Consider the following 23,056-nt stretch of genomic DNA (forward strand, 5'->3'; position numbering starts at 1 on the left):
AGATAGGGTCAGATTAGAGACAGCGGCGCCGATGGAACAATGGGGTTTGTGCAAAGTTTCAAAGAATTCCAAAAGCTGCGCGATGCCCGCCACTGGCAATCGAATGCTCAGCCATAGATGGCCCAAATGCGCTTGCGCGCTGCGCAAAGATGCGGGACAAGCTAAGATATGAGCAGCAGGGATCACATACCAAAGGCGGCATTATATTTAGGCTTGGCGGGGGTTTTGCCCTTTGCCTATGCCGCGCTGTGCTTAGTGATCCCTTCCGCCGCTCCCCTTGGCGACTGGCTTCTGCCGAATTTCGCACCCGATATACTGCTGCGCAATTATGGGATCGTGATCCTGTGTTTTATGGCGGGGGTCATATGGGGCTTTGCTGTGCATGCGCCATCACCGCAGATGATGGGATATGGCCTTGCGGCATCCACGATCCCCGCATTGTTGGCGTTTTTGCTTGGATTTGGCCCAACCCATCAGGCTTTGCCCATTCTGATCATGGGCTTCTTGGCGCTTTTGCCCCTTGATGCATGGGCGATGCGTGCGGGCCTTGCACCGAATTGGTGGCTGCGATTGCGCGGGCTTTTGAGCAGCCTTGTCATTTTGTGCCTAACACTGGGCGTGCTCTATGCCTGAGCTATTTGCCTATACGGATGGGGCCTGTTCAGGCAACCCTGGCCCTGGTGGATGGGGTGCGCTGCTGCAGGCCAAGGCTGGCGATGCCATTGTCAAGGAACGCGAGCTCAAAGGCGGTGAAGCAGACACCACCAATAATCGAATGGAGCTTTTAGCCGCGATTAACGCACTTGAGGCGCTGGACCGTCCAAGCACGATCACCGTGGTGACAGACAGCGCCTATGTCAAAGGCGGCATCACCGAATGGCTGCGCAGTTGGAAACGCAATAATTGGCGCACCGCCACAAAAAAGCCTGTCAAAAACGAAGACCTTTGGCGGCGTTTGGATGAGGCGGCAGCGCGCCATCAGGTAACGTGGACATGGGTCAAGGGCCATGCAGGCCATCCCGAGAACGAACGCGCGGATGCCTTGGCCCGTGCGGGCATGGCCCCCTTCAAATAATCACAAGCCCAAAATTGTCCCTGCAGGCAGATCTGTGCCACGCAAGAAATCGGCCGCGGCCATGCGCGGCTTGCCCTCGGGTTGCAGTTCGGTGATCTCAATCGCGCCCGTGCCGCACGCGATTGTCAGGCCATCAATGACCGACCCTGCCGCAGCCCCATCGGGCCGCGCCTGCGCCCTTCGACAGGCAAGGAATTTCAACCGCCGCCCCGAATGCGTTGTCCATGCACCAGGAAAGGGTGAAAGGCCGCGAATTTGGCGGTCAATCTCTGCGGCATCATTCGACCAGTCTATGGCAGCCTCGGCCTTGTCGATCTTTTCGGCATAGGTCACGCCCTCTTGCGGCTGCGGAACAGGGGTGAGACTGTCAAAATCGGCAAGCGCGGAAACAATCGCCTCAGCGCCAAGCTGCGAAAGACGATCATGCAGCGCGGCGGTGGTATCCTCCGCGCCGATTGGCAGGGTGCGGGTCAATAAAACTGGCCCCGTATCAAGCCCCCCCTCCATTTGCATAATAGAAATGCCTGTCTCATCATCCCCCGCCATAATCGCACGATGAATAGGGGCCGCGCCACGCCAACGCGGCAAAAGCGAAGCATGGATATTCACACAGCCCAAGCGCGTCGCATCAAGCACCGCCTGAGGCAAGATCAAACCATAAGCCACAACCACGGCAATATCGGCAGCCCATGCCGTGAATTCGGCCTGTGCCTCGGCATTGCGCAAGGTTTTGGGATGGCGCACCGGCACGTGAAGATCTTCGGCCAAGGCCTGAATAGGGGTCGCGCGGGGTTTCTTGCCGCGCCCTGCGGGACGGGGGGGCTGACAATAGACAGCAGCAATCTCATGCCCCGCCGCAATCAAGGCGCGCAAAGGCGCACGAGAAAATTCAGGCGAGCCCATGAAAACAATGCGCAAAGCTACACCTTATCGCGCGCGATGTCGCGCTTGAGCTTTTGCATCTTTCGGGTGATCAATTGCCGCTTCAAGGGCTTGAGATAATCGATAAAGAGAACCCCATCGAGATGGTCAATCTCATGCTGCACGCAAGTGGCCCATAGCCCCGTAAATGTCTCGCGCTGCAAAACGCCATCGCGATCCAACCATTCCACGGTCACATCGCGCGGACGCTCGACATCAGCATAAACATCTGGGATCGACAAACAGCCTTCCTCGTGGATGTTTTTTTCATCCGAGGATTCCACGATCTTGGGGTTGAACATCGCGGTCGGGCGGGGTGTTGCCCCTTCCTCTTTGACGCAATCCATCACGATCACGCGCTGATCAATCCCAATCTGTGGCGCAGCCAGACCAATACCGGGCGCGTGATACATCGTCTTGAGCATATCATCTGCAAGAGCGCGCAACTCATCCGAGAGGTCGGGCACATCTTGTGCGACCTTTTTCAGACGAGGATCAGGATGGATTAATATTGGGTAAATCATGGCCTGTGCCATAAGCGAATTCTGCGATCCGCGCAACCAGCGCGACTGGGATTTGCGCAGGACAGGCGCGCCTGATAGGCTCATGTGAGAAATCCTATAAATGCAGAACGAATATTCTAATAATATGCTAAATATAAAGACATTATTCTATTAAATTTTATTTATTTGGAACATATTTCCATTTATGTGATGTATCAAAGAACGCGCAGCACATGCAGCGAAAGAATGGATAACACCGATGAACTTTGACGAAATCATCAATCGCCAAAACACCCATTCAATGAAATGGGATATGATGTCGTCAATTTACGGGATTGGCTCAGAAGATGGGTTGTCCATGTGGGTGGCAGATATGGATTTCCGTCCCCCTCAATCTGTGCAAGCCGCGCTGCAAAACATGCTCGATCATGGCATTTACGGCTATTACGGCGATGAACGCGCCTATCGCGCCGCCATTGGATGGTGGATGGCAAACCGCCACGGTTGGGAGATTGAGCCCGGCTGGATCTTCACCACCCATGGTCTGGTCAACGGAACGGCCCTTTGCGTGGATACCTATACGCAAGAGGGGGATGGCGTGGTTCTAATGACACCCGTCTATCATGCCTTTGCCCGCGTGATCCGCGCCGCCAATCGTCAGGTGGTCGAATGCCCGCTTGCACTGATTGAAGGCAAATATCACCTCGACATTCCCACATGGGATGTGGCGATGACAGGGCGCGAAAAAATGTTGATCCTCTGCTCCCCCCATAATCCAGGCGGCAGGGTTTGGACTGTTGAAGAATTGCAGGCAATTGCCGATTTCGCGCGGAGACATGATCTGATCTTGGTTTCAGATGAAATCCACCATGACCTGATCATGCCAGGCCATACCCATACGCCAATGGCGAAAATTGACGGGATCATGGATCGTTTGGTGATGATGACCGCGACCACCAAGACCTTTAACATTGCGGGTGGCCATTCGGGCAATGTGATCATCCCTGACGCGGAGCTGCGCAAACGCTTTGCCGCGCGCATGGGCGCTTTGGGGATTTCGGCCAATTCCTTTGGCCTCGCAATGGCCGAGGCGGCCTATAGCCCCGAAGGTGCAGAATGGGTCGATGCACTTTGCGCCTATCTCGCAAAAAACGCAGAAACCTTTGATGCAGGCATCGCCAAAATTGCAGGCCTAAAGCCCATGAAATTAGAGGCGACCTATTTGTCATGGGTCGACTTTTCGGGAACTGGCATGAGCCATGAAGAATCCATAGCCCGTGTGGAAGGGGACGCGCGGATCGCCACCAATTACGGGTCAAGCTTCGGCTTGGGTGGCGCGCCATTCCTGCGATTTAATCTCGCCATGCCCCGTGCGCAGATTGAAGAGGCGGTTGCGCGGATGCAAAAGGCTTTTGCTGATTTGCAATAGTCACGCAGCGCGGGCCGCACGCCCCCGCGCAAAGCGCATATGCAGCAAATATGTTGCCAGTGAGGCGACCACAATCGCACCGCCCACCATCATCAAAGGGGTCGGTGCCTCGCCCACGCCAACCCAGACAAGGATCGGGCCAAGCACGGTTTCTAACAGCATCAAAAGGCTGACATTGGCCGATGCCGTATATCGGTTTGCCAGCGTAAGTAGGAAGAAACTGGCAGGCAAAATCACCGCGCCCGTCACCAAAATCAAAAACACATCAAAGCTGCTTGCCCCGCTTGGCACGCCAAAGGCCCACCCCACCATGCCCGACACAAAAGCCCCAAGTCCCATACCGAGTAAAATCGGCAATTGATGGTGTTTGCGGATCAGAACAAAGGTCATGGCCAGAAACCCACCCATAGACAGGCCCATCAAGCCGCCCCAAAGCGTGGCTAAATCAAAGGGCAGGTATGCATCAGATTTGCCGAATATCGCCAGAGCAATCCCGAAAAGAACCGCCCCAATCGTAAACCATGTGGCGCGGGTCGTAGGCTCGCCCAACATCAAATGAGACAGCACCGCCGAGAAAATCGGGACGGTTGCAACGCCCATCAATACCACAGTGACGGGGGCCACCGCGATAGCCACGCTGAAAAGCGCCCCATTCAGCGCCTGACACAAAACCAACAAAGCGCCTGCGCCCGTGGCAAGGACTGACACTTCAACAAGATGCCGCCCACGCGCGGCTATAAGCCAAGCCGCAATCAGCACCAAACCCATCGCCGTGCCGCGCCAGCCCAACATCTCGAACCCGCCCATACCAGACAAGCGCATCAACAAAGTATCAGGCGCGATGATCAACGCGCCCGTCAGTGCAAGCAATAAGCCATATGCAGGATGCTGTTTCATAGGTGGCTCCGCAAAATCTTTACTTCGCCGCTATAGGCCTGATCGGGATCAGCGGCAACGGCACGGTGGTAAACGGGGTCTAGTTTCCAGAAATTTCTATTTTGCCGCAGTGCAGCACTTGCGAAACTCCGCGTAATATCATACCCAAAGATCAGCAAAAAACGAAACTTCCTTGCGCGACCCTAGCGCATCATCCGCCGAAGGAACATCTGATGAGCTTCCGCCTCCAGCCCCAACCTGTGGCCCGCCCAAACCGTTGTCAGCTTTTCGGGCCTGGCTCGAATGTGAAACTTTTTGAGAAAATGGCGGCCTCAGCAGCGGATGTCATCAACTTAGATCTCGAAGACTCCGTTGCCCCCAGTGACAAAGAAGCGGCCCGCGCGAATGTGATCGAGGCCATCGGTGCAGTTGATTGGGGCAAAAAGACCCTCAGCGTGCGGATCAACGGGCTTGATACGCCCTATTGGTATCGGGATGTGGTTGATCTGCTGGAAAACGCGTCCGACCGTCTGGATCAGATCATGATCCCAAAGGTGGGAAATGCCGCTGATATTTACACGGTCGATGCGCTTGTTTCAGCGATTGAAGCCGCCAAAGGCCGCCAAAAGCGGATAAATTTCGAGGTCATTATCGAATCTGCGGCAGGCATTGCCCATGTTGAAGAAATCGCCGCCGCATCGCCCCGCCTTGTCGCCATGAGCCTAGGGGCTGCGGATTTCGCGGCCTCAATGGGCATGCAGACCACGGGCATCGGCGGCACGCAGGAAAATTACTATATGCTGCACGATGGGGCGCGGCATTATTCTGATCCATGGCATTGGGCACAGACCACGATTGTCGCCGCCTGCCGCACCTATGGCGTCTTGCCCGTAGATGGGCCATTTGGCGATTTCTCGGATGATGAAGGCTATCGCGCGCAGGCCCGCCGCTCGGCCACTTTGGGTATGGTTGGAAAATGGGCCATCCATCCCAAGCAAATCGCACTCGCCAATGAGGTGTTCACCCCGTCAGAGGCAGCGGTGACCGAAGCGCAGGAAATTCTGGCCGCTATGGAAGACGCTAAGCGCAGCGGCGCAGGGGCGACTGTCTATAAGGGCCGCTTGGTCGATATCGCTTCGATCAAACAGGCTGAGGTGATTGTCAAACAAGCACAGATGATCGCTCAAGGCTAATCAAGCGCGCTTGTTCGTTGCATCTTTGGTCAGGCTTAGCCATATAGGCATAAGCCAGTAACGACCCATGCCGCATACGCGGCCATGCCCTGCGGAGGTGTGATGAACTATCTCGATTTCGAAAAACCCTTGGCCGAGATTGAAGGCAAGGCAGAAGAGTTGCGCGCAATGGCGCGTGGCAATTCTGAAATGGATGTCGAGGCAGAGGCAAAAGCGCTGGATAAAAAGGCGAAAGATATCCTGAAGGATCTCTATAAAAACCTCACCCCTTGGCGCAAATGCCAAGTTGCGCGTCACCCCGACAGGCCACATTGCCGCGATTACATCAACGCGCTGTTCACCGAATATACCCCGCTTGCCGGGGATCGGAACTTTGCCGATGACCACGCCGTGATGGGGGGGATTGCACGATTCAATGATCGCCCCGTTGTGGTGATTGGTCACGAAAAGGGCAATGACACCAAATCACGCATTGAACATAACTTTGGCATGGCGCGGCCCGAAGGCTATCGCAAAGCCGTGCGTTTGATGGATATGGCTGATCGATTTGGCCTGCCGGTTGTTACTTTGGTCGACACCCCTGGCGCCTATCCTGGAAAAGGGGCTGAGGAACGCGGCCAATCTGAGGCCATTGCGCGGTCAACGCAGAAATGCCTCGAAATTGGTGTGCCTTTGATCAGCGTGATTATTGGCGAAGGCGGATCAGGCGGTGCCGTGGCCTTTGCCACCGCAGATCACCTCGCCATGTTGGAACATTCGATTTACTCGGTCATCAGCCCCGAGGGCTGCGCCTCAATCCTCTGGAAAGACGCCGAACGGATGCGCGAAGCCGCAGTGGCCTTGCGCCTAACTGCACAGGATTTGCAAAAATTGGGCGTCTGCGACCGCATCATCCCCGAACCAATGGGCGGCGCGCAGCGCGACAAGGTGGCAACCATCGCGGCAGTTGGTCAGACCATCGAGGCAATGCTTTCCGCAACAAAGGGCATGGATCGCAAAAAGCTCATTTCTGCACGGCGCAAGAAATACCTTGATTTGGGCTCGAAGGGCTTGGCGGCTTAAAGCCCCGTTTCATCCATCAGTGCATCTGAGGCGGCCTCAATTTCGCGTTCGAGATGCGCCATCACCTGCTGCACATCTTGCCCTGCGGGGATCAGTGGCAAAAACTCAACCACCGCAAGACCAGATTTGCGTGCAATGCCGATGCGAGGCCAGAACAGGCCGACATTGGTGGCCGCAGGCACACATGGCATTTTTGTGCGTTCAACCAATACGCCCACCCCAACCTTATAGGGCTTACTGACACGTGGGGCCACGCGGGTGCCTTGCGGGAATATGATCAACTGCCCCTCATCGCCCATGCCCGCCAGCACACCATCGACCATAGCTTGAATGGCCTGCCCCCGCTTGCCGCGGTCAACCGCGACACAGCCAAGCCGCGCTGCATACCAGCCCAAAAAAGGCGCGTTTTTGAGGGATTTCTTCATGATGAATCGCGGGCGCGGAAGCACCGAGGTCAGGATGATAATATCAAAAAAGCTTTGATGCTTTGAGGCCACAATCACCTCACCCTGAGGCACATCCCCCCGCACCTCTGAGCGCAGACCAACCAATAGCGCCGCCGTCCACCGCACATAACGCGCATAAAACCGCACGCCTGCCACAGCGCCTTGGCGCGAGACAATCGCCCATGGGGCGAAGGCCAGCGCGACAAACGGGATCATCAGATACATCTGACCAACAAAGATCAGGGATCTTACCCATTGGATCATGGCATGCCTCGCAAAGTTCGGAAGGCCGCAGCCTTGGTCGCTTGGAAAGACACAAAAGCGATCATCACGGGAATAATCAAGGGCAAGAACCACTCAAGACCCGAAAAGCTGAGACCCACCATAAAGCTTTGCGCGCTTGCTTGATTTGGAAAAACCAACAGCGCGCCTATCCCAAGCACAGCCAGCACCTTCCTTTGATGCCCGATGCTGTGTTCTGTTGCAATCGCACTGCAACAAATACTTGCGCATCACGGCCTTGGATTGCCCATGCAGCATTGCTAAATGGGGAAGAATGCCGCCATATAGAGGCGTTACGCGGTCCCCGTGCAAAGATTGAACTCAAAGGGATTATACCACCCATATGCGCCTAACTTGTCCAAATTGCGGCGCGCGTTACGAGATTGATGACGCGCTAATCCCTGCTGAAGGGCGGGATGTGCAATGTTCCAATTGTTCGACCAATTGGTTCCAGTCTGGTGCGGTTGCGGTTGACCCGTTGAGCGCAGAACCTGCAAGCCCCGCGCCAGAGGCCCCACGCCGTGAGCTTGACCCAAGCTTGCGGGCACTCCTGCGCGAAGAGGCGGAGCGCGAAGAGCGCCTGCGCCGCGAAGAAGCCGAAGGTTTGGAGCGGCAGGATGAAATGGCGCTGCATGACCCTGCGCCGACCAATACCGCCGCGCCAGAGCCGCGAACTCCAGAACCGCAAACCAAAGATCGCGCAACGCTGTTGCCAGATATTGAGGAAATCAACGCCTCGCTTCAGCCGCAAAAGGCTGCGCCACGCCCCGCGCCGAAACAGCAAAGCGCAAGCCAAGCAACGGCACCTGACGCAGCACGCCGCAAGGGTCGCAATGCAGGTCTATTGCTGAGCTTGGGATTGGGCATGATTGCAATAGGGGTTTACAGCAATGCCGCCCAGTTGGGCGAAGCTGTGCCCACCGCCGCGCCTTATCTAACCCAATATGCCAACGGTGTAGATGCACTGCGTGACCAAATCCTAGACTGGCTGCGCGAAACTTTGCCTGCGCTTCAGGCACAGATTACAGCCTTGATCGCCTCTTTCACTCAGTAAGGCTCAATCAAACGTCTGAGATAATCACGCTCTTGATCTGGGCGCGTGGTTTCACCCGAGCGGCGGCGCAGTTCCTCAAGCAATTCCTCTGCACGCCGCGCGGCCTCTTGGCGGGACAATGGCCCGCCTGCCACACCTGCCCCTTCGCCCCCTGTGGCGCGCCCAAGCGGGTCGGTCAATGGGCGCGCAGATCCTTGCTGCTGCCCACCTTGCTGCGTCTCACCCATCTGCGGCGCATCATCCTCGCGTGGGGTGCCGCCCTCATCGGCAAAAGCGCGCCCCAACTGATCCATACCCTCGCGCAATGCATCCATAGCGTCCGCCTGACGATCTAAAGCACCCGCCATATCGCCCTCTTCCAAAGCGCGCGCCGCATCACGCATCGCGCGTTCCGCCTCGTCTAAGCGATCCCGCGCCGCTTGGCCTTCTTCACGCCCTTGGCCCGGCAAGTTTTCTGCCTGCTCGCGCAAGCTGTCGCGCAATGCCTCTTGGCGATCGGCAAGGGATTGTTCCTCATCTTGGTCAGAAGGCTCGCCCTGACCAAAACTATCTTGGAAAGACCGAAAACTGTCATCCGCCAAACCCTGCTGTTCACGCAACGTGTCGCGCAGATCTTCCATCGCGCGTTCGCCCGCGGAACCCTGCCCCTGCCCTTGGGTCACTTCCATATTTTCAAGCATTTGTGACAAGGCATCCAGCATCGCCTGCGCCTCGGCCATGCGCCCTTGCTCCATCAACTCCTGAATTTGATCCATCATCTGGGACAGATCATTCATCGACAACTCCATCCCCTCTTGTCCTTGATCGGGGCTGTCCGTGGGGGTGTCACTGGGTTCGGCAGATTGCGCCAATTCACGGATGTAATCATCCATGGCACGCTGTAAATCTTCCATCAGCTGAGCGATCTCTTCGTCACTGGCCCCGCGCCGCATCGCCTCGGATAAGCGTTCTTGCGCTTGGCGAAGGGCCGCCAAAGCATCATCTAAATCAATCTCCTCGAGATCTACCGCCACCTGCCAGAGGATTTCCGCCAATTCATTACGGGTTTCACGAGCCAGGGGCGCAGGGGCCGCCTCTATGCGGCGAATAACACTGCGCAGGGGCAAATAGGTTGCCTCATCCTCTAAATAGGTCTGCGGTGCATAGGTGATGGCGCGCAAAACCTGCGCCACGCGCGGCGCATTTTCAACCGACCACAAAAGGTCACGGCGCTGTTCAATGAGGCTCGCCGCGAGCGGGTCAAAAAACCTTCGGGATGGCAAACGTGCCACCTGCAAGGTCGCCCGACCCGTTTGGCCCAAACCATCTTCAACTGTGACAGTGAGGGTCACGGGTAAGTTCGCCAAAACAGATTTGGAGAGATCTTCGATCAAGGTTTCCGAAAAAGCCGCCCGATCCCCCGAAAACGGCATCGGCAAATCAAAAACCAAATCATCGCGGGGTTCAGGCGGAACGCTCAACCCATAGCGCCGCGTCACAGCCTCTAGATCAAGCAATAGGGTGGCCGCCCCGCCTAAAATCGCAAAATCATCTTCCGCGCGATAGGCAATCGCCGTTTGATCAGGTGCCTCAAGCTGCGGCGCCCCTAATATCGTGACGCTTGGGGGCGCATCAGGGGTCACGATAAAACGCCATGCTGCGTCACCAATCGCGACATCCCCTGATTGCGAGATGATCAGATCATCGGCTAAAGCACCTGCCTGATCGCCAAAGCTATGGTTGACCTCCATCGCATCTGCACTGTCATATATGCGCAAAATCAGACGCGTGCCCGTGACAACTTCAATCGCGCTTGCATCCGCATGTGGTAAATCCTGCAGGTAAAGCGTGGGCAGCCCTGTGTAACGCGGCGGCTCAACCCATGCTTCCCAACTGGGGCCTGCAGCAATCTCTGATCCTTGAGACGGTTGCACCTCACGCGCGGCGTTGCCAAAAATCAGCGCCATCGCCAAAGCGGTCAGCGCAATTAAGCGCAGCGCATAAGGATCACGGCGGGCCAAGTGTGGATCAGGTTTAATCGCCTCAAGCCCCGCAAGATCACGCTGCATCCGCGCCAAATGCGCCTCCCACAGGGCCGCAGTGCGGATTTGACCACGGCCGACCGATATCTCATCCAAATATGCGCTAATCGGGCGATGAGGGTGGCTGTGGTCAAGCCATGCAAGGGCTGCATCACGGCGGGGCCATTGAAATGCGGCAACCCCGCGCCACAGCGTTGTGACAAGTAAGCCCGCCAAAACAATCCAAATCGCAGCGTGCAAAAGAGCCGCCCCCGCGAAAACCCAAACCGCATAGCACAGCGCAACAAGGGACAAAAACGGCCAAAAGGCACCCAAGCCGCGCTCCCAGATCATGGCGGCCCATGTCAGGCGCAGAGGCCAGCGGATCTGCTGTATCACCTGTGCGGTTTTGTCGATCTCGTCCATCAGCCCCATCATCTGCGGCCTGATTCCAACCCAATCAGGCGGGTTCTGGCATTATATCCATTCAGGAACGATATCGCGGTTGATGATTTCGTCAAACTCTGGACGTTTGCGGATGACGCTGAATTGATCGTCTTTCACCAAAACCTCTGGGATCAGAGGCCGCGTGTTATACTCGCTCGACATAACCGCGCCATAGGCCCCTGCCGACCGAAAGGCCACAAGATCCCCCGCGGCAAGTTTCGGCAGATTGCGGGCTTTGGCGAATGTGTCGCCTGTCTCGCAGACAGGGCCAACCACGTCATAGGGGCGCTGCTCGGCGGCGGCTTCTGCCTCAATCACGGGGATGATGTCATGCCACGCGCCATACATCGCAGGGCGGATCAGATCATTCATTGCCGCATCCAAGATCAAGAAATCGCGCCCCTCGCCCGATTTCACATAGATCACCTCGGACACCAAAATCCCTGCATTTCCTGAAATCAAGCGGCCAGGTTCGATTTCAACCTCAACACCCAAATCCCCAACACAGCGCTTGATCAAATCTCCGTATTCAACGGGCAAAGGCAGCGCAGAATTTGACCGCTCATAGGGGATACCCAACCCACCCCCCAAATCTAGACGGCGAATATTGTGCCCGTCTGCACGTAAAGCGCGCGTTAAATCGGCCACTTTGTTATAGGCCAACTCGAACGGGGCAAGGTCGGTAAGCTGGCTGCCAATATGCACATCAACCCCGATCACATCTATCGCAGGCAGGCTTGCCGCATAGGCGTAGACCTCACGGGCGCGGGCGATGGGGATACCAAATTTATTTTCAGATTTGCCTGTGGCGATCTTTTCGTGCGTTTTCGCATCAACATCGGGATTAACACGAATGGTAATCGGTGCCGTCACGCCAAGGCTTTGTGCGACCTCGGACAAAACCGCCAATTCAGGCTCCGATTCCACGTTGAATTGCCGAATGCCACCTTCGAGAACGGTGCGCATCTCTGCGCGGGTCTTACCCACGCCAGAAAACACGATTTTCGATCCATCAACACCCGCAGCACGTGCGCGGGCGTATTCGCCGCCAGACACAACATCCATACCTGCGCCCAAATTGCCCAAATGGCGCAATACCGCTTGGTTTGAGTTGGATTTCACGGCGAAACAAACAAGATTGTCCAAGCCTGCAAGCGCGTCTTTGAACAAACTATAATGGCGGGTCAGCGTGGCGGTAGAATAGAGGTAGAACGGCGTGCCAACCTGAGCGGCGATTTCGCGCACGGCAACATCCTCGGCATAAAGCTCGCCGTTCTTATAAAGAAAATGATCCATTGCTCGACCTCCGCACGGCATCTTTTGGGTGCGCCTCGCGCTTATCACCCTTGCGCGCGGTTTCAAACCCTCTCTGGACAGGTAGGGGTCTGCGCCCTAGGTTCCGTGCAACGATATTTCTCCAAAGGGAAACGCATATGAGCGATCAGGCAAAAACCATCATCATCGAGGCACATGGTGGATCTGAGGTCTTGAAATTGGTTGAACGGCCCGTGGGTGACCCACAGGCGGGCGAGGTTAAAATCCGCCACAAAGCCGTTGGGCTGAATTTCATTGATGTTTATCAACGCTCTGGCCTGTATCCAATGGCGCTGCCCCGTGCTTTGGGTATGGAAGCCGCAGGGATTGTCGAGGCGGTTGGCGCAGGTGTAACCCATCTCAAAGAAGGCGACCGCGTGGCCTATGCGGCGCAACCGCCCGGGGCCTATGCCGAGGCCCGCGTCATGCCTGCCGCGCAAGTCTGCCTTCTGCCAGATGCGATTTCCTTCGAGGAGGGCGCGGCAATGATGCTGAAAGGTCTGACCGCGCATTACCTGTTTCGCCGCACCACCGAGATCAAGCGCGGGGATCGGGTGTTGTTCCACGCGGCGGCAGGCGGTGTTGGTTTGATTGCCTGCCAATGGGCGCGTTCCGAAGGGATCGAATTGATTGGAACTGCAGGGTCTGACGCAAAATGTGCGCTGGCGCTTGCACATGGCGCGACCCATTGCATCAACTACAGCACCGAGGACTTCACCGCACGCACCCGCGAGATCACTGGTGGGACAGGCGTTGATGTTGTGATGGATTCCATAGGCGCCGCCACATTTGAAGGCTCGCTTGACTGCTTGCGACCCTTGGGGATGATGATATCCTTCGGCAATGCCTCGGGCCCTGTGCCGCCCGTATCCCTGGCGACATTGGCGGGCAAAGGATCGCTCAAGATCACACGCCCCACATTGTTCACCCATATCGCGGATCACGATACCTGCCAAACCATGGCGCGCGAGTTGTTCGAAAAAGTCACGGCAGGGGACGTGACAATCCGCATTGATCAGCGATTTGCGCTTGAGGAGATTTCCAAAGCCCATGATGCGCTAGAAGCGCGGGCCACCACAGGATCAACCATCCTGACGTTGGATTAAGCCTCAGACTTCGTGGCGGGAGCGCAAGAACAAATAAAGCGGCAGGCCGCAGCTGACCCCGATCCCGTAAATAGCGGGGATTGCCAAAAGCGACACCCAATCGCGCCGCGCAATCCCCTCAAACAATATCCAAACGGTCAGGGTGACAGCGGCAATGGTCAAATCCCAGACCAAACCCGATGAAGCATCATTGGCGTGCCACGCATCCACCATCGCCATAATCGACCAGTCATTCGCGGCCAACCAAGGCAGGAAATATTGCATTGGCAAAATCGTTCCCAAAATAGCCAAGCCTAGGTAGATCATTCGCAGTTTCGACATTCGGCTTCCCCTTTTGCCCATCTTCTGCGCAGCAGATAGCACGCGCGCAAGTTTTGCAAATTATTCAGTCGTAACGCGACAATATATTGTCGCGTATCAATTGACCCCCTGACCCAGATCGCGCTACCTGTTCCTGACAATTTACGCCCAGACCACCCGACTGTCGGAAGGAACGAGACCCATGGCGGATATAGAACGCGAATCCGTAGAATATGATGTCGTCATCGTTGGCGCAGGCCCATCAGGCCTATCTGCCGCGATCCGTCTCAAGCAACTTGACCCCGATCTCAGTGTGGTCGTGCTTGAAAAAGGGTCAGAGGTTGGGGCGCATATTCTGTCAGGTGCGGTGCTTGACCCCGCAGGGCTTGACGCGCTGATCCCTGATTGGAAAGCCAAAGGTGCGCCTGTTACCGTGCCTGTGCACGAAGATAATTTCTACATGCTCGGCGAAGCGGGCGGCATTCGTCTGCCCAATATGCTGATGCCACCCTTGATGAACAATCACGGCAATTACATCGTTTCGATGGGCAATGTCTGCCGTTGGTTGGCCGAGCAGGCCGAAGGCTTGGGCGTTGAGATTTTCCCGGGCATGGCCTGTTCTGAATTGGTTTATGCGGATGACGGGTCTGTTAAAGGGGTCGTTGCGGGCGTGTTTGGTCTGAATGCGGATGGCACCCCTTCAGACGGCTTTGAACCGGGTATGGAACTGCACGGCAAATATGTCTTCTTGGGCGAAGGCGTGCGCGGCTCGCTGACCAAAGAGGTCATTTCAAAATTCGCCCTTTCCGAGGGCAAAGAACCGCAGAAATTCGGCCTTGGGATGAAAGAGATTTGGGAAATTGACCCCGCTAAGCACCGCGAGGGGACTGTGACCCATACGATGGGTTGGCCGCTTGGGAATAATGCAGGCGGCGGCAGCTTTGTATATCATCTTGATAACAATCAAGTTTATGTGGGTTTCGTGGTGCATTTGAACTATGAGAACCCGCATCTCTACCCCTACATGGAATTCCAACGCTTCAAACATCATCCGATGATTGCTGAGTTGTTGAAGGGTGGAAAACGTGTTGCCTATGGCGCGCGCGCGATTTCCGAAGGCGGCTATCAATCTATGCCAAACCCTGTCGCGCCAGGTGTTGCGATTTTGGGCTGTGGCGTGGGCCTTGTGAACGTGCCGCGTATCAAGGGCAACCATAACGCAATGCTCTCGGGCATTGCGGCCGCCGAAGCGGCGCATAGCGCGATCAAGGCGGGCCGCTCAAGTGACAGGCTGGACGATTACGCCACGGCACTCACCGATGGCCCGATTGGCAAAGACCTAAAGCGCGTGCGCAACGTCAAACCGCTCTGGTCAAAATTTGGCCTTTTGGGCGGCCTGAGCTTTGGTGGTTTGGACATGTGGGTTGCGAACCTGACGGGGTTCAATCTTTTTGGCACAATGCGTCACGGCGAAACCGATGCCGCCGCAACGGGCAAAGCCAAGGATTTCGCGCCAATCGATTATCCAAAACCAGATGGGGTTTTGTCCTTTGACCGCCTGACCAATGTCAGTTTCTCAATGACCAATCACGAAGAAAGCCAACCCGCGCATCTGCGTCTTGCGGATGCCTCCGTGCCGATTTCAATTAATCTGCCCGAATATGCCGAACCTGCACAACGCTACTGCCCCGCAGGGGTTTACGAAGTTGTGGAGGAAGCGGGTAAAGACGCGCGCTTTGTGATCAATTTCCAAAACTGCGTGCATTGCAAAACATGCGACATCAAAGACCCCTCGCAAAATATCACTTGGGTCACACCGCAAGGTGGGGATGGGCCAAATTACCCGAATATGTGATTGAAAATCGGATTAATTCAGCAGGGCGCGGCATCTTTATCGGGTGTCGCGCCATTGTTTTCATCCGATCAAGCCCCTAATCTCAGTCACATATAAACGGGAGCCACCCTATGCGTCACCTGACAGCCTCAGCCTTGATCCTTGCCCTGTCTTTCGGCGGGCAAATACACAAGGCCGAGGCGCAGATTGTGAACCGTGACACAAGCGCGGGGGCCTATCTCGCTGCGCGGCATGCTCTGAACGAAAGCAACTATCGGGTTGCAGCGAATTATCTGGATCAATTGCTGGCCTTAGATCGCACGAACGGGGATTTGGCCATCAATGCGATCCTTTCCCATGCGGCCTTGGGAGATTGGTCACGAGCCGCCGAGATTTCAACCACCATCAAGGACGACAATCCAAGCCGTGAATTGGCAGATTTGGCGATCTTGGTCGACCTTTTGCAGAGAGGCGATGTTGAGGCCGCATTCACCCGCATCCGCGCTGAGCGGGGCGCGGGTCTATTGGTGGATGATCTGATTGCGGGCTGGCTTTACCTTGCACAGGGCCAAATGGATCTCGCAAGCGACAGTTTTAATGGGCTTGCGGGGGATCAGGGCCTTGCCGATCTCGCCTATTACCACTTGGCCCTCGCCCGTGGTGCGGTCGGCGATTTCGAGGGTGCCGCACAGATTTATGAGGGCGTGGAATTCAATCTGGGCGCAGCAGGATCACGCATCCTGCGGGCCTATGCGCAAACCTTGGTGCAACTTGACCGCGCGGATGACGCTGTGGCGATGTTGGACGACGTCTTGTCCCAAAATCGTGATCTCAGCCTTGCGGCCCTGCGGGATGACATCGCGACCAATCCAACCCGGAGCTATGATTTTGTGGTCACCCCGCAGCAAGGTTTGGCGGAGGTTTTCTTCACATTGGCCGAGGCCTTAGGGCGCGAGAGCGGGCCGACCCTGCCGCTGATTTACGCACGAGCGGCCTATCACATCGACCCCAATAATCTGGAGGCTGCGCTTTTAAGCAGTGATCTGTTGGTGGAAACGGGCCAGTTCGAGCTGGCGGTTGAGATCTATGGTGCCGTGCCTGCAGATCACCCCTTAGCCCTTGAGGCAACGATTGGCCGTTCTGATGCCTTTGCCCGCACAGGCCGCAGTGATGAAGCGATCACAGCCCTGCAAGACCTGATTGCCGCAGAGCCACAGCCCTTTGCCGTTCATGCACAGCTTGGCGATTTGCTGCGCCGTGACGAGCGGTTCACCGAGGCCGCAGCGGCCTATAGCCAAGCTGTAGAGCTGATTGATCAAGAAGATCCAAGCTTCTGGTTCCTGTTTTATGCGCGCGGGATTTGCTATGAACAAACCGATGAATGGGATGCAGCCGAAGCAGATTTCCGTAAGGCGCTGCGCCTAAGCCCTGACCAAGCCTCCGTGTTGAATTACTTGGGCTATTCTTTGGTGGAACAACGCCGCAATCTAGACGAGGCGTTGACGATGATCGAACGTGCGGTCGCGCTAGAACCCGAGTCTGGCTATATCGTAGACAGCCTTGCTTGGGTCTATTTCCGTCTTAGTCGCTATCAGGAGGCAGTCGCGCCAATGGAACGCGCGGTCGAATTGCTGCCCACTGACCCGATCGTCAATGATCATCTGGGCGATGTCTATTGGAAGGTTGGCCGTCAACGCGAAGCGCGGTTCCAATGGGAACGCGCGCTGTCCTTTGAACCGACCGAAGAAGATGCTGAGCGGATCAGACTGAAACTTGAGCTCGGTCTGGATGCGGTTCAGCAACGCGAGGTCGAAGGGAAATGACCCTGCGGCCCGCACGCGCCAAGCTCAATCTGGCTTTGCATGTGGTGGGCCAAAGGGCGGATGGGTATCACTTACTCGACTCGCTTGTGTGCTTTGTTGAGGTGGCAGATTACCTTGAAATCAGCCCCGCAGAGGAGCTTACCCTCACAGTTTCAGGCCCTTTTGCCGAGGGTGTGCCCACCGATCAGCGTAATTTGGTGCTGAAAGCGGCGGGTCTTTTCCCGCGCATAAAGGGCCAAGGTGCTGCAATCCATCTGGTCAAAAACCTGCCCCATGGCGCAGGTATTGGCGGCGGGTCTGCCGATGCGGCAGCCACTTTGCAGGGGCTTGCAGACCTATGGGGATGCGATCTGCCCCCGCGCGATGCGATCCTATCTTTGGGCGCAGATGTGCCAGTGTGCCTCGAAACTGCGCCCGTTTATATGCGCGGCATTGGCAATGAAATCACCGCCGCGCCCACGCTGCCGCCGCTTTGGGCGGTTTTGGTCAATCCCAATCTGCCACTGGCCACACCATCTGTATTTGCCGCGCTGACCACCAAGACTAATCCCGCACTGTCGGCATGGCATGATGATTTTTGGACTTGGATCGCCGCGCAACGCAATGATCTACAAGACCCCGCCGTCGCCCTTTGCCCAGAGATTGGCGCTGTTTTGGCGGAACTGCGCCGCACCAAAGATATGCGTCTGGCCCGTATGAGTGGGTCTGGCAGCACCTGCTTTGCCCTTTATGACAGCGCGGTTGCCGCTGAAAAAGCCGCCGCAGATCTCGCGGCAAAAAAGCCGCACTGGTGGGTCATAACGGGCGCAGTTCTTCGTTAAGGATTACGCGATCCGCTCAACCACATAATCCGCTAAGTCGCGCATCATTTCGCGCAACGGATGGTCAGGAAGACTGGCCAAAGATGTCTTTGCGTGATCTGCAAACCGCAAGGCCTCAACGCGGGTTTCTTCAAGTGCATCATGGCGGGTCAAAATGGCAAAGGCCTGTTCCAAATCCCCTTCGCCCTGATCCCCGCGTCCAATTGTGCGCGCCCAGAATTCACGCTCGGTTGCATCGGCCTTAGCAATCGCACGAATGACGGGCAGGGTCATTTTCCGCTCACGGAAATCATCGCCCGTATTCTTGCCCATGGCCCCCGAAGCACCGCCCCAATCCAAAAGATCATCAACGATCTGGAAGGAAACGCCCAACGCATCGCCATATTGGGCAAGGGCCTCACGATCTGCATCACCGCGCCCCGCCAGAACGGCGCCCGACTCGGTGGCCGCCTGAAACAGGGCGGCAGTCTTGCCGCGGATCACCTGCATATAGGTGTCCTCACTGGTGGTGATATCCATCGCGGCGGTCATCTGCAGAACCTCGCCCTCCGCAATCGTTGCCGCCGCATTGGAGAGAATTTCCAAAACATCCAAATTTTGCGGCTCGACCATCAACTGAAATGCGCGCGCAAATAGATAATCGCCGACCAAGACCGAAGATTTATTATCCCAAAGCAAATTCGCAGTCGGACGACCACGGCGCTGGTTGCTTTCATCGACCACATCATCATGCAAGAGCGTAGCCGTGTGGATAAACTCTACGGTCGCGGCCAATTTAATATGGCCCTCGCCTTCGTATCCGCACAGATTGGCCGCCGCCAAAGTCAGCATCGGGCGAATACGCTTTCCGCCTGCATCAATCAAATGTGCCGTCACCTCGGGAATGCGTGGCGCGTGCCGCGAAGCCATGCGTTCACGGATCAACTGATCCACAGCGCCCATTTCCGCCTCAAGATGGGCGGCCAAACGCTCATGCGGTTTTGCACTGGCATGGTCTAGCGACATGAATTCTCTTTCTCCCGTGACCCACAGCCTCTCTCGACAGACGCGATCGGGGGGCCTAAATCAACCTGATGCATGAAGTTCTGCGCAGCAACGATCCAACGGTCATCGCCTTTGCCTCCGTCATCTTATCTGGCGAGGGTATAGAGGTGTTCGAGTTTGACGTAAATATGAGCCTGCTTGAAGGCTCCATTGGCATATTGCCGCGCCGATTGATGGTGCGGCGGCAGGATTTGCACATGGCGCGCATCGCATTGCGCGATAATGGTTTAGAGGTCAGCCCATGAGCGTGCCTTTCTCGGACGATGATCTGACCTGCGATGGTTTTTTGGATGGCGCGCTTCAGATCTACCAGCCAAGCACAGGCTATCGCGCCGCCACAGACCCGATCTTTTTGGCGGCAGCCTGTCCGGCGCGCGCGGGTCAATCGGTGTTGGAATTGGGCTGCGGGGTTGGCACAGCCAGCCTAGCCTTGGGAAAGCGTGTTGCTGACTTACGCATGGTCGGGGTTGAGCGGCAGGAAAACTATGCGCAGCTTGCACGGCGCAATGCCGACAATGCCGCCCTTCCCTTGGAGGTCGTGCTTGCGGATTTAACCACCCTGTCACGGCATCTCACTGAAACTTTTGATCATGTCATGGCCAACCCGCCTTTTTTCGCGACAGGGGATGGAACAGAGGCCAAGGATGCAGGGCGTGAAGCAGCACGGCGCGAGGAAACAGGGTTAAACAACTGGATCAGTTGCGCAAAAAAACGCCTAAAGCCACAAGGATGGCTGACCCTCATCCACATCGCTGAACGTCTGCCAGAAATATTGGCGGCCCTTCAGGCCGAGAAATTTGGCGCGATTTCCATTTTGCCCCTGCAATCCCGCGCGGGGCAAACCGCAAAGCGCGTGGTGATCCGCGCGCGCAAATTGGCGAAAACACCTGCCACCCTCTGCCCGCCCTTCATCATTCATGCGGGCGCGGCCCATGAAAAGGATGGCGATGACTATTCGGATGCCGCCCGCGCTGTTCTGCGCCAAGGTGCGGCGATCAACTGGCCATAAGACCAGCATCGGCAAACTGCCGCGCATCATGACAGTTTTATGAAGGGAATGCGTGACACGACTCAAAATCCGTGGTGCACTGATCCTGTCGAACATCAACGAGAGGAGATTTGACCATGTCACTGAACGGACATTTGCAGCAACTCAAGAAGAAGCACGAAACCCTCTCCAAACGCGTGGAAGAAGCGCAACGAAGTCCAAGCATGGATGGATCAGAAATCCGCGAGCTGAAAAAGCAAAAGCTTAAAATCAAAGAAGAAATTGCCCGCCTAAACGGCTGAGCCAAAAGAAAACCGCCCCCCACCAGAGTGAGGGGCGGTTTTTTCATCAGCTTCGTGATTACACGAAGAACTGCGCCCCATTGGCAGAGATGGTAGACCCGTTGATGAACCCTGCATCATCAGATGCAAGGAAGGTCACGCAGCGGGCGATTTCGTCAGGTTCACCCAAGCGACCCGCTGGGATGCCTGCAACGATTTTCGCGCGCACCTCTTCAGGGATCGCCATAACCATTTCGGTTGCAATATAGCCGGGGCAAATCGCGTTGGCCGTAATGCCTGCGCGCGCGCCTTCTTGGGCCAGCGATTTCACAATCCCCAAATCTCCCGCCTTGGTCGCGGCGTAATTCACTTGGCCGAACTGGCCCTTTTGGCCATTGATCGAAGAGATCACAATGACACGGCCAAATTTGCGCTCGCGCATTCCAGGCCAAATCGGATGAACCGTGTTGAACACACCCGTCAGGTTAGTGTCGATCACCTCATGCCATTGTTCGGGCGTCATTTTGTGGAAAGGCGCATCGCGGGTGATACCCGCATTGGCGACAACAACATCAATTGGGCCAAGATCAGCCTCAACCTTGGCGATACCCGCAGCGGAATCTTCGTAAGAGCCAACATTCCATTTATAGGTTTTGATGCCTGTGGCCTTGGTGAATTCCGCAGCTTTCTCATCATTGCCCGCATAGGTTGCAGCAACCTCATAGCCTTCGGCCTTTAAACGCTTGGAAATTGCCTCTCCAATGCCGCGGCTGCCACCTGTCACTAATGCTACTCTTGCCATATCTTCCTCCGATCAGGCCTAGGTCTGTGTAACGTTGTTATGATGGATATGCTGCGCGCGCAACATTGTTTCGCATATGATTTTGCGGATGCAAAATGGGGCGCCCGAAAGCGCCCCTTGCGAAATACCCCAATAAGTTACCTCAGGGGCGTTCAAGGCACATGGCCACGCCCATGCCGCCGCCGATGCACAAGGTCGCCAGACCTTTTTTCGCATCACGGCGCTGCATTTCGAACAAAAGCGTGTTCAGGATACGACAGCCAGACGCACCAATCGGGTGGCCAATGGCAATCGCGCCGCCATTCACGTTCACAATATCAGGGTTCCACCCCATATCCTTGTTCACAGCGCAGGCCTGCGCAGCAAAGGCTTCGTTGGCTTCAACCAAATCAATATCAGCAGCAGCCCACCCCGCTTTGTCCAATGCCTTACGTGACGCATAGATCGGGCCAACACCCATGATCGAAGGGTCAAGACCTGCAGTGGCATAAGAGGCAATGCGCGCCAATGGGGTTAGACCGCGCTTCTGCGCTTCTTCTTCTGACATCAACAACACCGCGGCAGCGCCATCATTGAGGCCCGAGGCATTGCCCGCTGTCACAGATCCATCCTTTGCAAATGCGGGACGCAAGCCTGCCATCGCTTCGACTGTTGCGCCATGGCGGATATATTCATCGCTATCGACAACGGTTTCACCCTTACGCGTTTTCAGCGTAACAGGGGTGATCTCATCCACGAATTTACCTGCCTTTTGCGCCGCCTCAGCCTTGTTCTGGCTCGCAGCCGCAAATTCGTCCTGAGCCTCGCGGCTGATTTGCCATTGATTGGCGACATTCTCGGCGGTCTGGCCCATGTGATAGCCATTAAACGCGTCCCACAAACCATCACGAATCATTGTGTCGATATAGGCCAAATCACCCATTTTCTGGCCCTGACGCAGGCAGGCTGCATGGGGGCTCATCGACATATTTTCTTGACCACCAGCGGCAACGATTGCAGCGTCACCCAGCATGATGTGCTGTGCCCCAATTGCGACTGAACGCAGGCCCGAACCGCAGACCTGATTGATGCTCCATGCGGCCGCTTCCTGTGGGAAACCTGCATTAATATGCGCCTGACGCGCGGGGTTCTGACCTTGTGCCGCTGTCAAAACTTGCCCCAAAATTGTCTCTGACACTTCGGATTTATTAATCCCTGCACGGGCCACAATGGCCTCAAGCACAACGCGCCCAAGTTCATGGGCAGGCGTATTTGCGAATGATCCCAGAAAACTACCTACCGCTGTGCGTGCAGCAGAAACAATCACCACGTTGGTCATTAGACGTCCTTTCCTGACCTATCCCTGCCGACCCCGTGGCTGAGAGGAGAGGGCCGCGGGGCCGAAATTCTTTCCTCCGGTTCTAGTGATAGGCCTTCATCGCTCAACCGACAACAGACTTTGTTGTCGCGCTTGCT

The 23,056-nt window shown here is 56.1% G+C and carries 24 protein-coding genes; 13 read left to right on the forward strand and 11 right to left on the reverse strand.

Going from position 1 to position 23,056, the window contains the following annotated elements:
• The first annotated feature begins 168 nt into the window (after positions 1-168).
• Both AAC622_RS10325 and rnhA read left to right on the forward strand, forming a co-directional pair.
• Positions 169-633 (forward strand): DUF3429 domain-containing protein, encoded by a 465-nt coding sequence (locus AAC622_RS10325; RefSeq protein ID WP_340262257.1) that lies wholly within the window; start codon positions 169-171, stop codon positions 631-633.
• Positions 626-1,075 (forward strand): ribonuclease HI, encoded by a 450-nt coding sequence (gene rnhA / locus AAC622_RS10330; RefSeq protein ID WP_340262259.1) that lies wholly within the window; start codon positions 626-628, stop codon positions 1,073-1,075. The genes AAC622_RS10325 and rnhA overlap by 8 nt, the downstream gene beginning before the upstream one ends.
• Here rnhA and fmt read toward each other — a convergent pair whose 3' ends face one another.
• Together fmt and def are read right to left on the reverse strand one after the other, a co-directional pair.
• A complete protein-coding gene (gene fmt, locus AAC622_RS10335; RefSeq protein WP_340262262.1) occupies positions 1,076-1,993 on the reverse strand; it encodes a methionyl-tRNA formyltransferase in 918 nt (305 codons plus the stop codon).
• A 2-nt stretch (positions 1,994-1,995) separates the two neighbouring features.
• On the reverse strand, positions 1,996-2,520 hold the full coding sequence (gene def / locus AAC622_RS10340; protein ID WP_317657294.1) for a peptide deformylase: 525 nt from the start codon (positions 2,518-2,520) through the stop codon (positions 1,996-1,998).
• A 238-nt stretch (positions 2,521-2,758) separates the two neighbouring features.
• Between def and AAC622_RS10345 the strand changes: the two genes are divergently transcribed.
• On the forward strand, positions 2,759-3,928 hold the full coding sequence (locus tag AAC622_RS10345) for a MalY/PatB family protein (RefSeq protein WP_340262264.1): 1,170 nt from the start codon (positions 2,759-2,761) through the stop codon (positions 3,926-3,928).
• Here AAC622_RS10345 and AAC622_RS10350 read toward each other — a convergent pair whose 3' ends face one another.
• The gene (locus AAC622_RS10350; protein ID WP_340262266.1) at positions 3,929-4,825 is read right to left on the reverse strand and encodes a DMT family transporter; all 897 of its coding nucleotides are present in this window, start codon (positions 4,823-4,825) and stop codon (positions 3,929-3,931) included. It lies immediately after the preceding gene.
• A 212-nt stretch (positions 4,826-5,037) separates the two neighbouring features.
• Here AAC622_RS10350 and AAC622_RS10355 point away from each other — a divergent pair, with 212 nt between their 5' ends.
• Both AAC622_RS10355 and AAC622_RS10360 read left to right on the forward strand, forming a co-directional pair.
• Positions 5,038-5,997: an L-malyl-CoA/beta-methylmalyl-CoA lyase gene (locus tag AAC622_RS10355; protein ID WP_340262268.1), complete on the forward strand. Its 960-nt coding sequence runs from the start codon at positions 5,038-5,040 to the stop codon at positions 5,995-5,997.
• 102 nt (positions 5,998-6,099) lie between these two features.
• The gene (locus tag AAC622_RS10360) at positions 6,100-7,059 is read left to right on the forward strand and encodes an acetyl-CoA carboxylase carboxyltransferase subunit alpha (RefSeq protein ID WP_340262271.1); all 960 of its coding nucleotides are present in this window, start codon (positions 6,100-6,102) and stop codon (positions 7,057-7,059) included.
• Here the strand turns inward: AAC622_RS10360 and AAC622_RS10365 are convergent.
• The gene (locus AAC622_RS10365; RefSeq protein ID WP_340262273.1) at positions 7,056-7,769 is read right to left on the reverse strand and encodes a lysophospholipid acyltransferase family protein; all 714 of its coding nucleotides are present in this window, start codon (positions 7,767-7,769) and stop codon (positions 7,056-7,058) included. The two genes, AAC622_RS10360 and AAC622_RS10365, sit on opposite strands and share 4 nt — an antisense overlap.
• Positions 7,766-7,948: a hypothetical protein gene (locus tag AAC622_RS10370; RefSeq protein ID WP_340262275.1), complete on the reverse strand. Its 183-nt coding sequence runs from the start codon at positions 7,946-7,948 to the stop codon at positions 7,766-7,768. Before AAC622_RS10370 ends, AAC622_RS10365 begins: the two co-directional genes overlap by 4 nt.
• Positions 7,949-8,130: 182 nt before the next feature.
• Here AAC622_RS10370 and AAC622_RS10375 point away from each other — a divergent pair, with 182 nt between their 5' ends.
• Positions 8,131-8,841, forward strand: coding sequence for a zinc-ribbon domain-containing protein (locus AAC622_RS10375; protein WP_340262277.1), 711 nt, complete (start codon positions 8,131-8,133; stop codon positions 8,839-8,841).
• On the opposite strand, the gene AAC622_RS10380 is transcribed toward AAC622_RS10375, so the two are convergent.
• Together AAC622_RS10380 and lysA are read right to left on the reverse strand one after the other, a co-directional pair.
• Entirely contained in the window at positions 8,835-11,279 is a 2,445-nt protein-coding gene (locus AAC622_RS10380) for a DUF4175 domain-containing protein (RefSeq protein WP_340262280.1), read from the reverse strand. The two genes, AAC622_RS10375 and AAC622_RS10380, sit on opposite strands and share 7 nt — an antisense overlap.
• A gap of 39 nt (positions 11,280-11,318) precedes the next feature.
• Entirely contained in the window at positions 11,319-12,584 is a 1,266-nt protein-coding gene (gene lysA / locus AAC622_RS10385) for a diaminopimelate decarboxylase (protein WP_340262283.1), read from the reverse strand.
• Positions 12,585-12,721: 137 nt separating this feature from the next.
• On the opposite strand from lysA, the gene AAC622_RS10390 reads away from it, so the two are divergent.
• Positions 12,722-13,708 carry a quinone oxidoreductase family protein gene (locus AAC622_RS10390; RefSeq protein WP_340262286.1) on the forward strand — a complete coding sequence of 329 codons (987 nt, stop codon included), beginning with the start codon at positions 12,722-12,724 and terminating at the stop codon, positions 13,706-13,708.
• A 3-nt stretch (positions 13,709-13,711) separates the two neighbouring features.
• Here AAC622_RS10390 and AAC622_RS10395 read toward each other — a convergent pair whose 3' ends face one another.
• Positions 13,712-14,029, reverse strand: coding sequence for a DUF2834 domain-containing protein (locus AAC622_RS10395; RefSeq protein ID WP_340262289.1), 318 nt, complete (start codon positions 14,027-14,029; stop codon positions 13,712-13,714).
• A 181-nt stretch (positions 14,030-14,210) separates the two neighbouring features.
• Here AAC622_RS10395 and AAC622_RS10400 point away from each other — a divergent pair, with 181 nt between their 5' ends.
• The 3 genes from AAC622_RS10400 (at position 14,211) to AAC622_RS10410 (ending at position 18,486) form a co-directional block, all read left to right on the forward strand.
• Positions 14,211-15,863, forward strand: a complete 1,653-nt coding sequence (locus tag AAC622_RS10400) for an electron transfer flavoprotein-ubiquinone oxidoreductase (RefSeq protein WP_340262291.1) — start codon at positions 14,211-14,213, stop codon at positions 15,861-15,863.
• Between the two features lie 110 nt (positions 15,864-15,973).
• The gene (locus AAC622_RS10405; protein WP_340262294.1) at positions 15,974-17,665 is read left to right on the forward strand and encodes a tetratricopeptide repeat protein; all 1,692 of its coding nucleotides are present in this window, start codon (positions 15,974-15,976) and stop codon (positions 17,663-17,665) included.
• Positions 17,662-18,486 carry a 4-(cytidine 5'-diphospho)-2-C-methyl-D-erythritol kinase gene (locus AAC622_RS10410; protein ID WP_340262296.1) on the forward strand — a complete coding sequence of 275 codons (825 nt, stop codon included), beginning with the start codon at positions 17,662-17,664 and terminating at the stop codon, positions 18,484-18,486. The genes AAC622_RS10405 and AAC622_RS10410 overlap by 4 nt, the downstream gene beginning before the upstream one ends.
• Positions 18,487-18,489: 3 nt before the next feature.
• On the opposite strand, the gene AAC622_RS10415 is transcribed toward AAC622_RS10410, so the two are convergent.
• Entirely contained in the window at positions 18,490-19,491 is a 1,002-nt protein-coding gene (locus AAC622_RS10415) for a polyprenyl synthetase family protein (RefSeq protein WP_340262298.1), read from the reverse strand.
• Positions 19,492-19,559: 68 nt separating this feature from the next.
• Here AAC622_RS10415 and AAC622_RS10420 point away from each other — a divergent pair, with 68 nt between their 5' ends.
• The 3 genes from AAC622_RS10420 to AAC622_RS10430 all read left to right on the forward strand — a co-directional run bounded on the left by AAC622_RS10420 (position 19,560) and on the right by AAC622_RS10430 (position 20,820).
• Positions 19,560-19,775 carry a putative signal transducing protein gene (locus AAC622_RS10420; protein ID WP_317656846.1) on the forward strand — a complete coding sequence of 72 codons (216 nt, stop codon included), beginning with the start codon at positions 19,560-19,562 and terminating at the stop codon, positions 19,773-19,775.
• Positions 19,772-20,539 (forward strand): tRNA1(Val) (adenine(37)-N6)-methyltransferase, encoded by a 768-nt coding sequence (locus AAC622_RS10425; RefSeq protein ID WP_340262301.1) that lies wholly within the window; start codon positions 19,772-19,774, stop codon positions 20,537-20,539. Before AAC622_RS10420 ends, AAC622_RS10425 begins: the two co-directional genes overlap by 4 nt.
• 116 nt (positions 20,540-20,655) lie before the next feature.
• Positions 20,656-20,820, forward strand: a complete 165-nt coding sequence (locus tag AAC622_RS10430) for a YdcH family protein (protein ID WP_340244221.1) — start codon at positions 20,656-20,658, stop codon at positions 20,818-20,820.
• 58 nt (positions 20,821-20,878) lie between these two features.
• On the opposite strand, the gene phbB is transcribed toward AAC622_RS10430, so the two are convergent.
• Both phbB and AAC622_RS10440 read right to left on the reverse strand, forming a co-directional pair.
• Positions 20,879-21,601 carry an acetoacetyl-CoA reductase gene (phbB, locus tag AAC622_RS10435; RefSeq protein WP_340262303.1) on the reverse strand — a complete coding sequence of 241 codons (723 nt, stop codon included), beginning with the start codon at positions 21,599-21,601 and terminating at the stop codon, positions 20,879-20,881.
• A 142-nt stretch (positions 21,602-21,743) separates the two neighbouring features.
• Complete coding sequence (locus tag AAC622_RS10440; protein ID WP_340262306.1) at positions 21,744-22,919, reverse strand: acetyl-CoA C-acetyltransferase; 1,176 nt, start codon at positions 22,917-22,919, stop codon at positions 21,744-21,746.
• Between the last annotated feature and the right edge of the window lie 137 nt (positions 22,920-23,056).

Source organism: Roseobacter sp. HKCCA0882 (genome assembly GCF_037805225.1).
Lineage (GTDB): Bacteria > Pseudomonadota > Alphaproteobacteria > Rhodobacterales > Rhodobacteraceae > M30B80.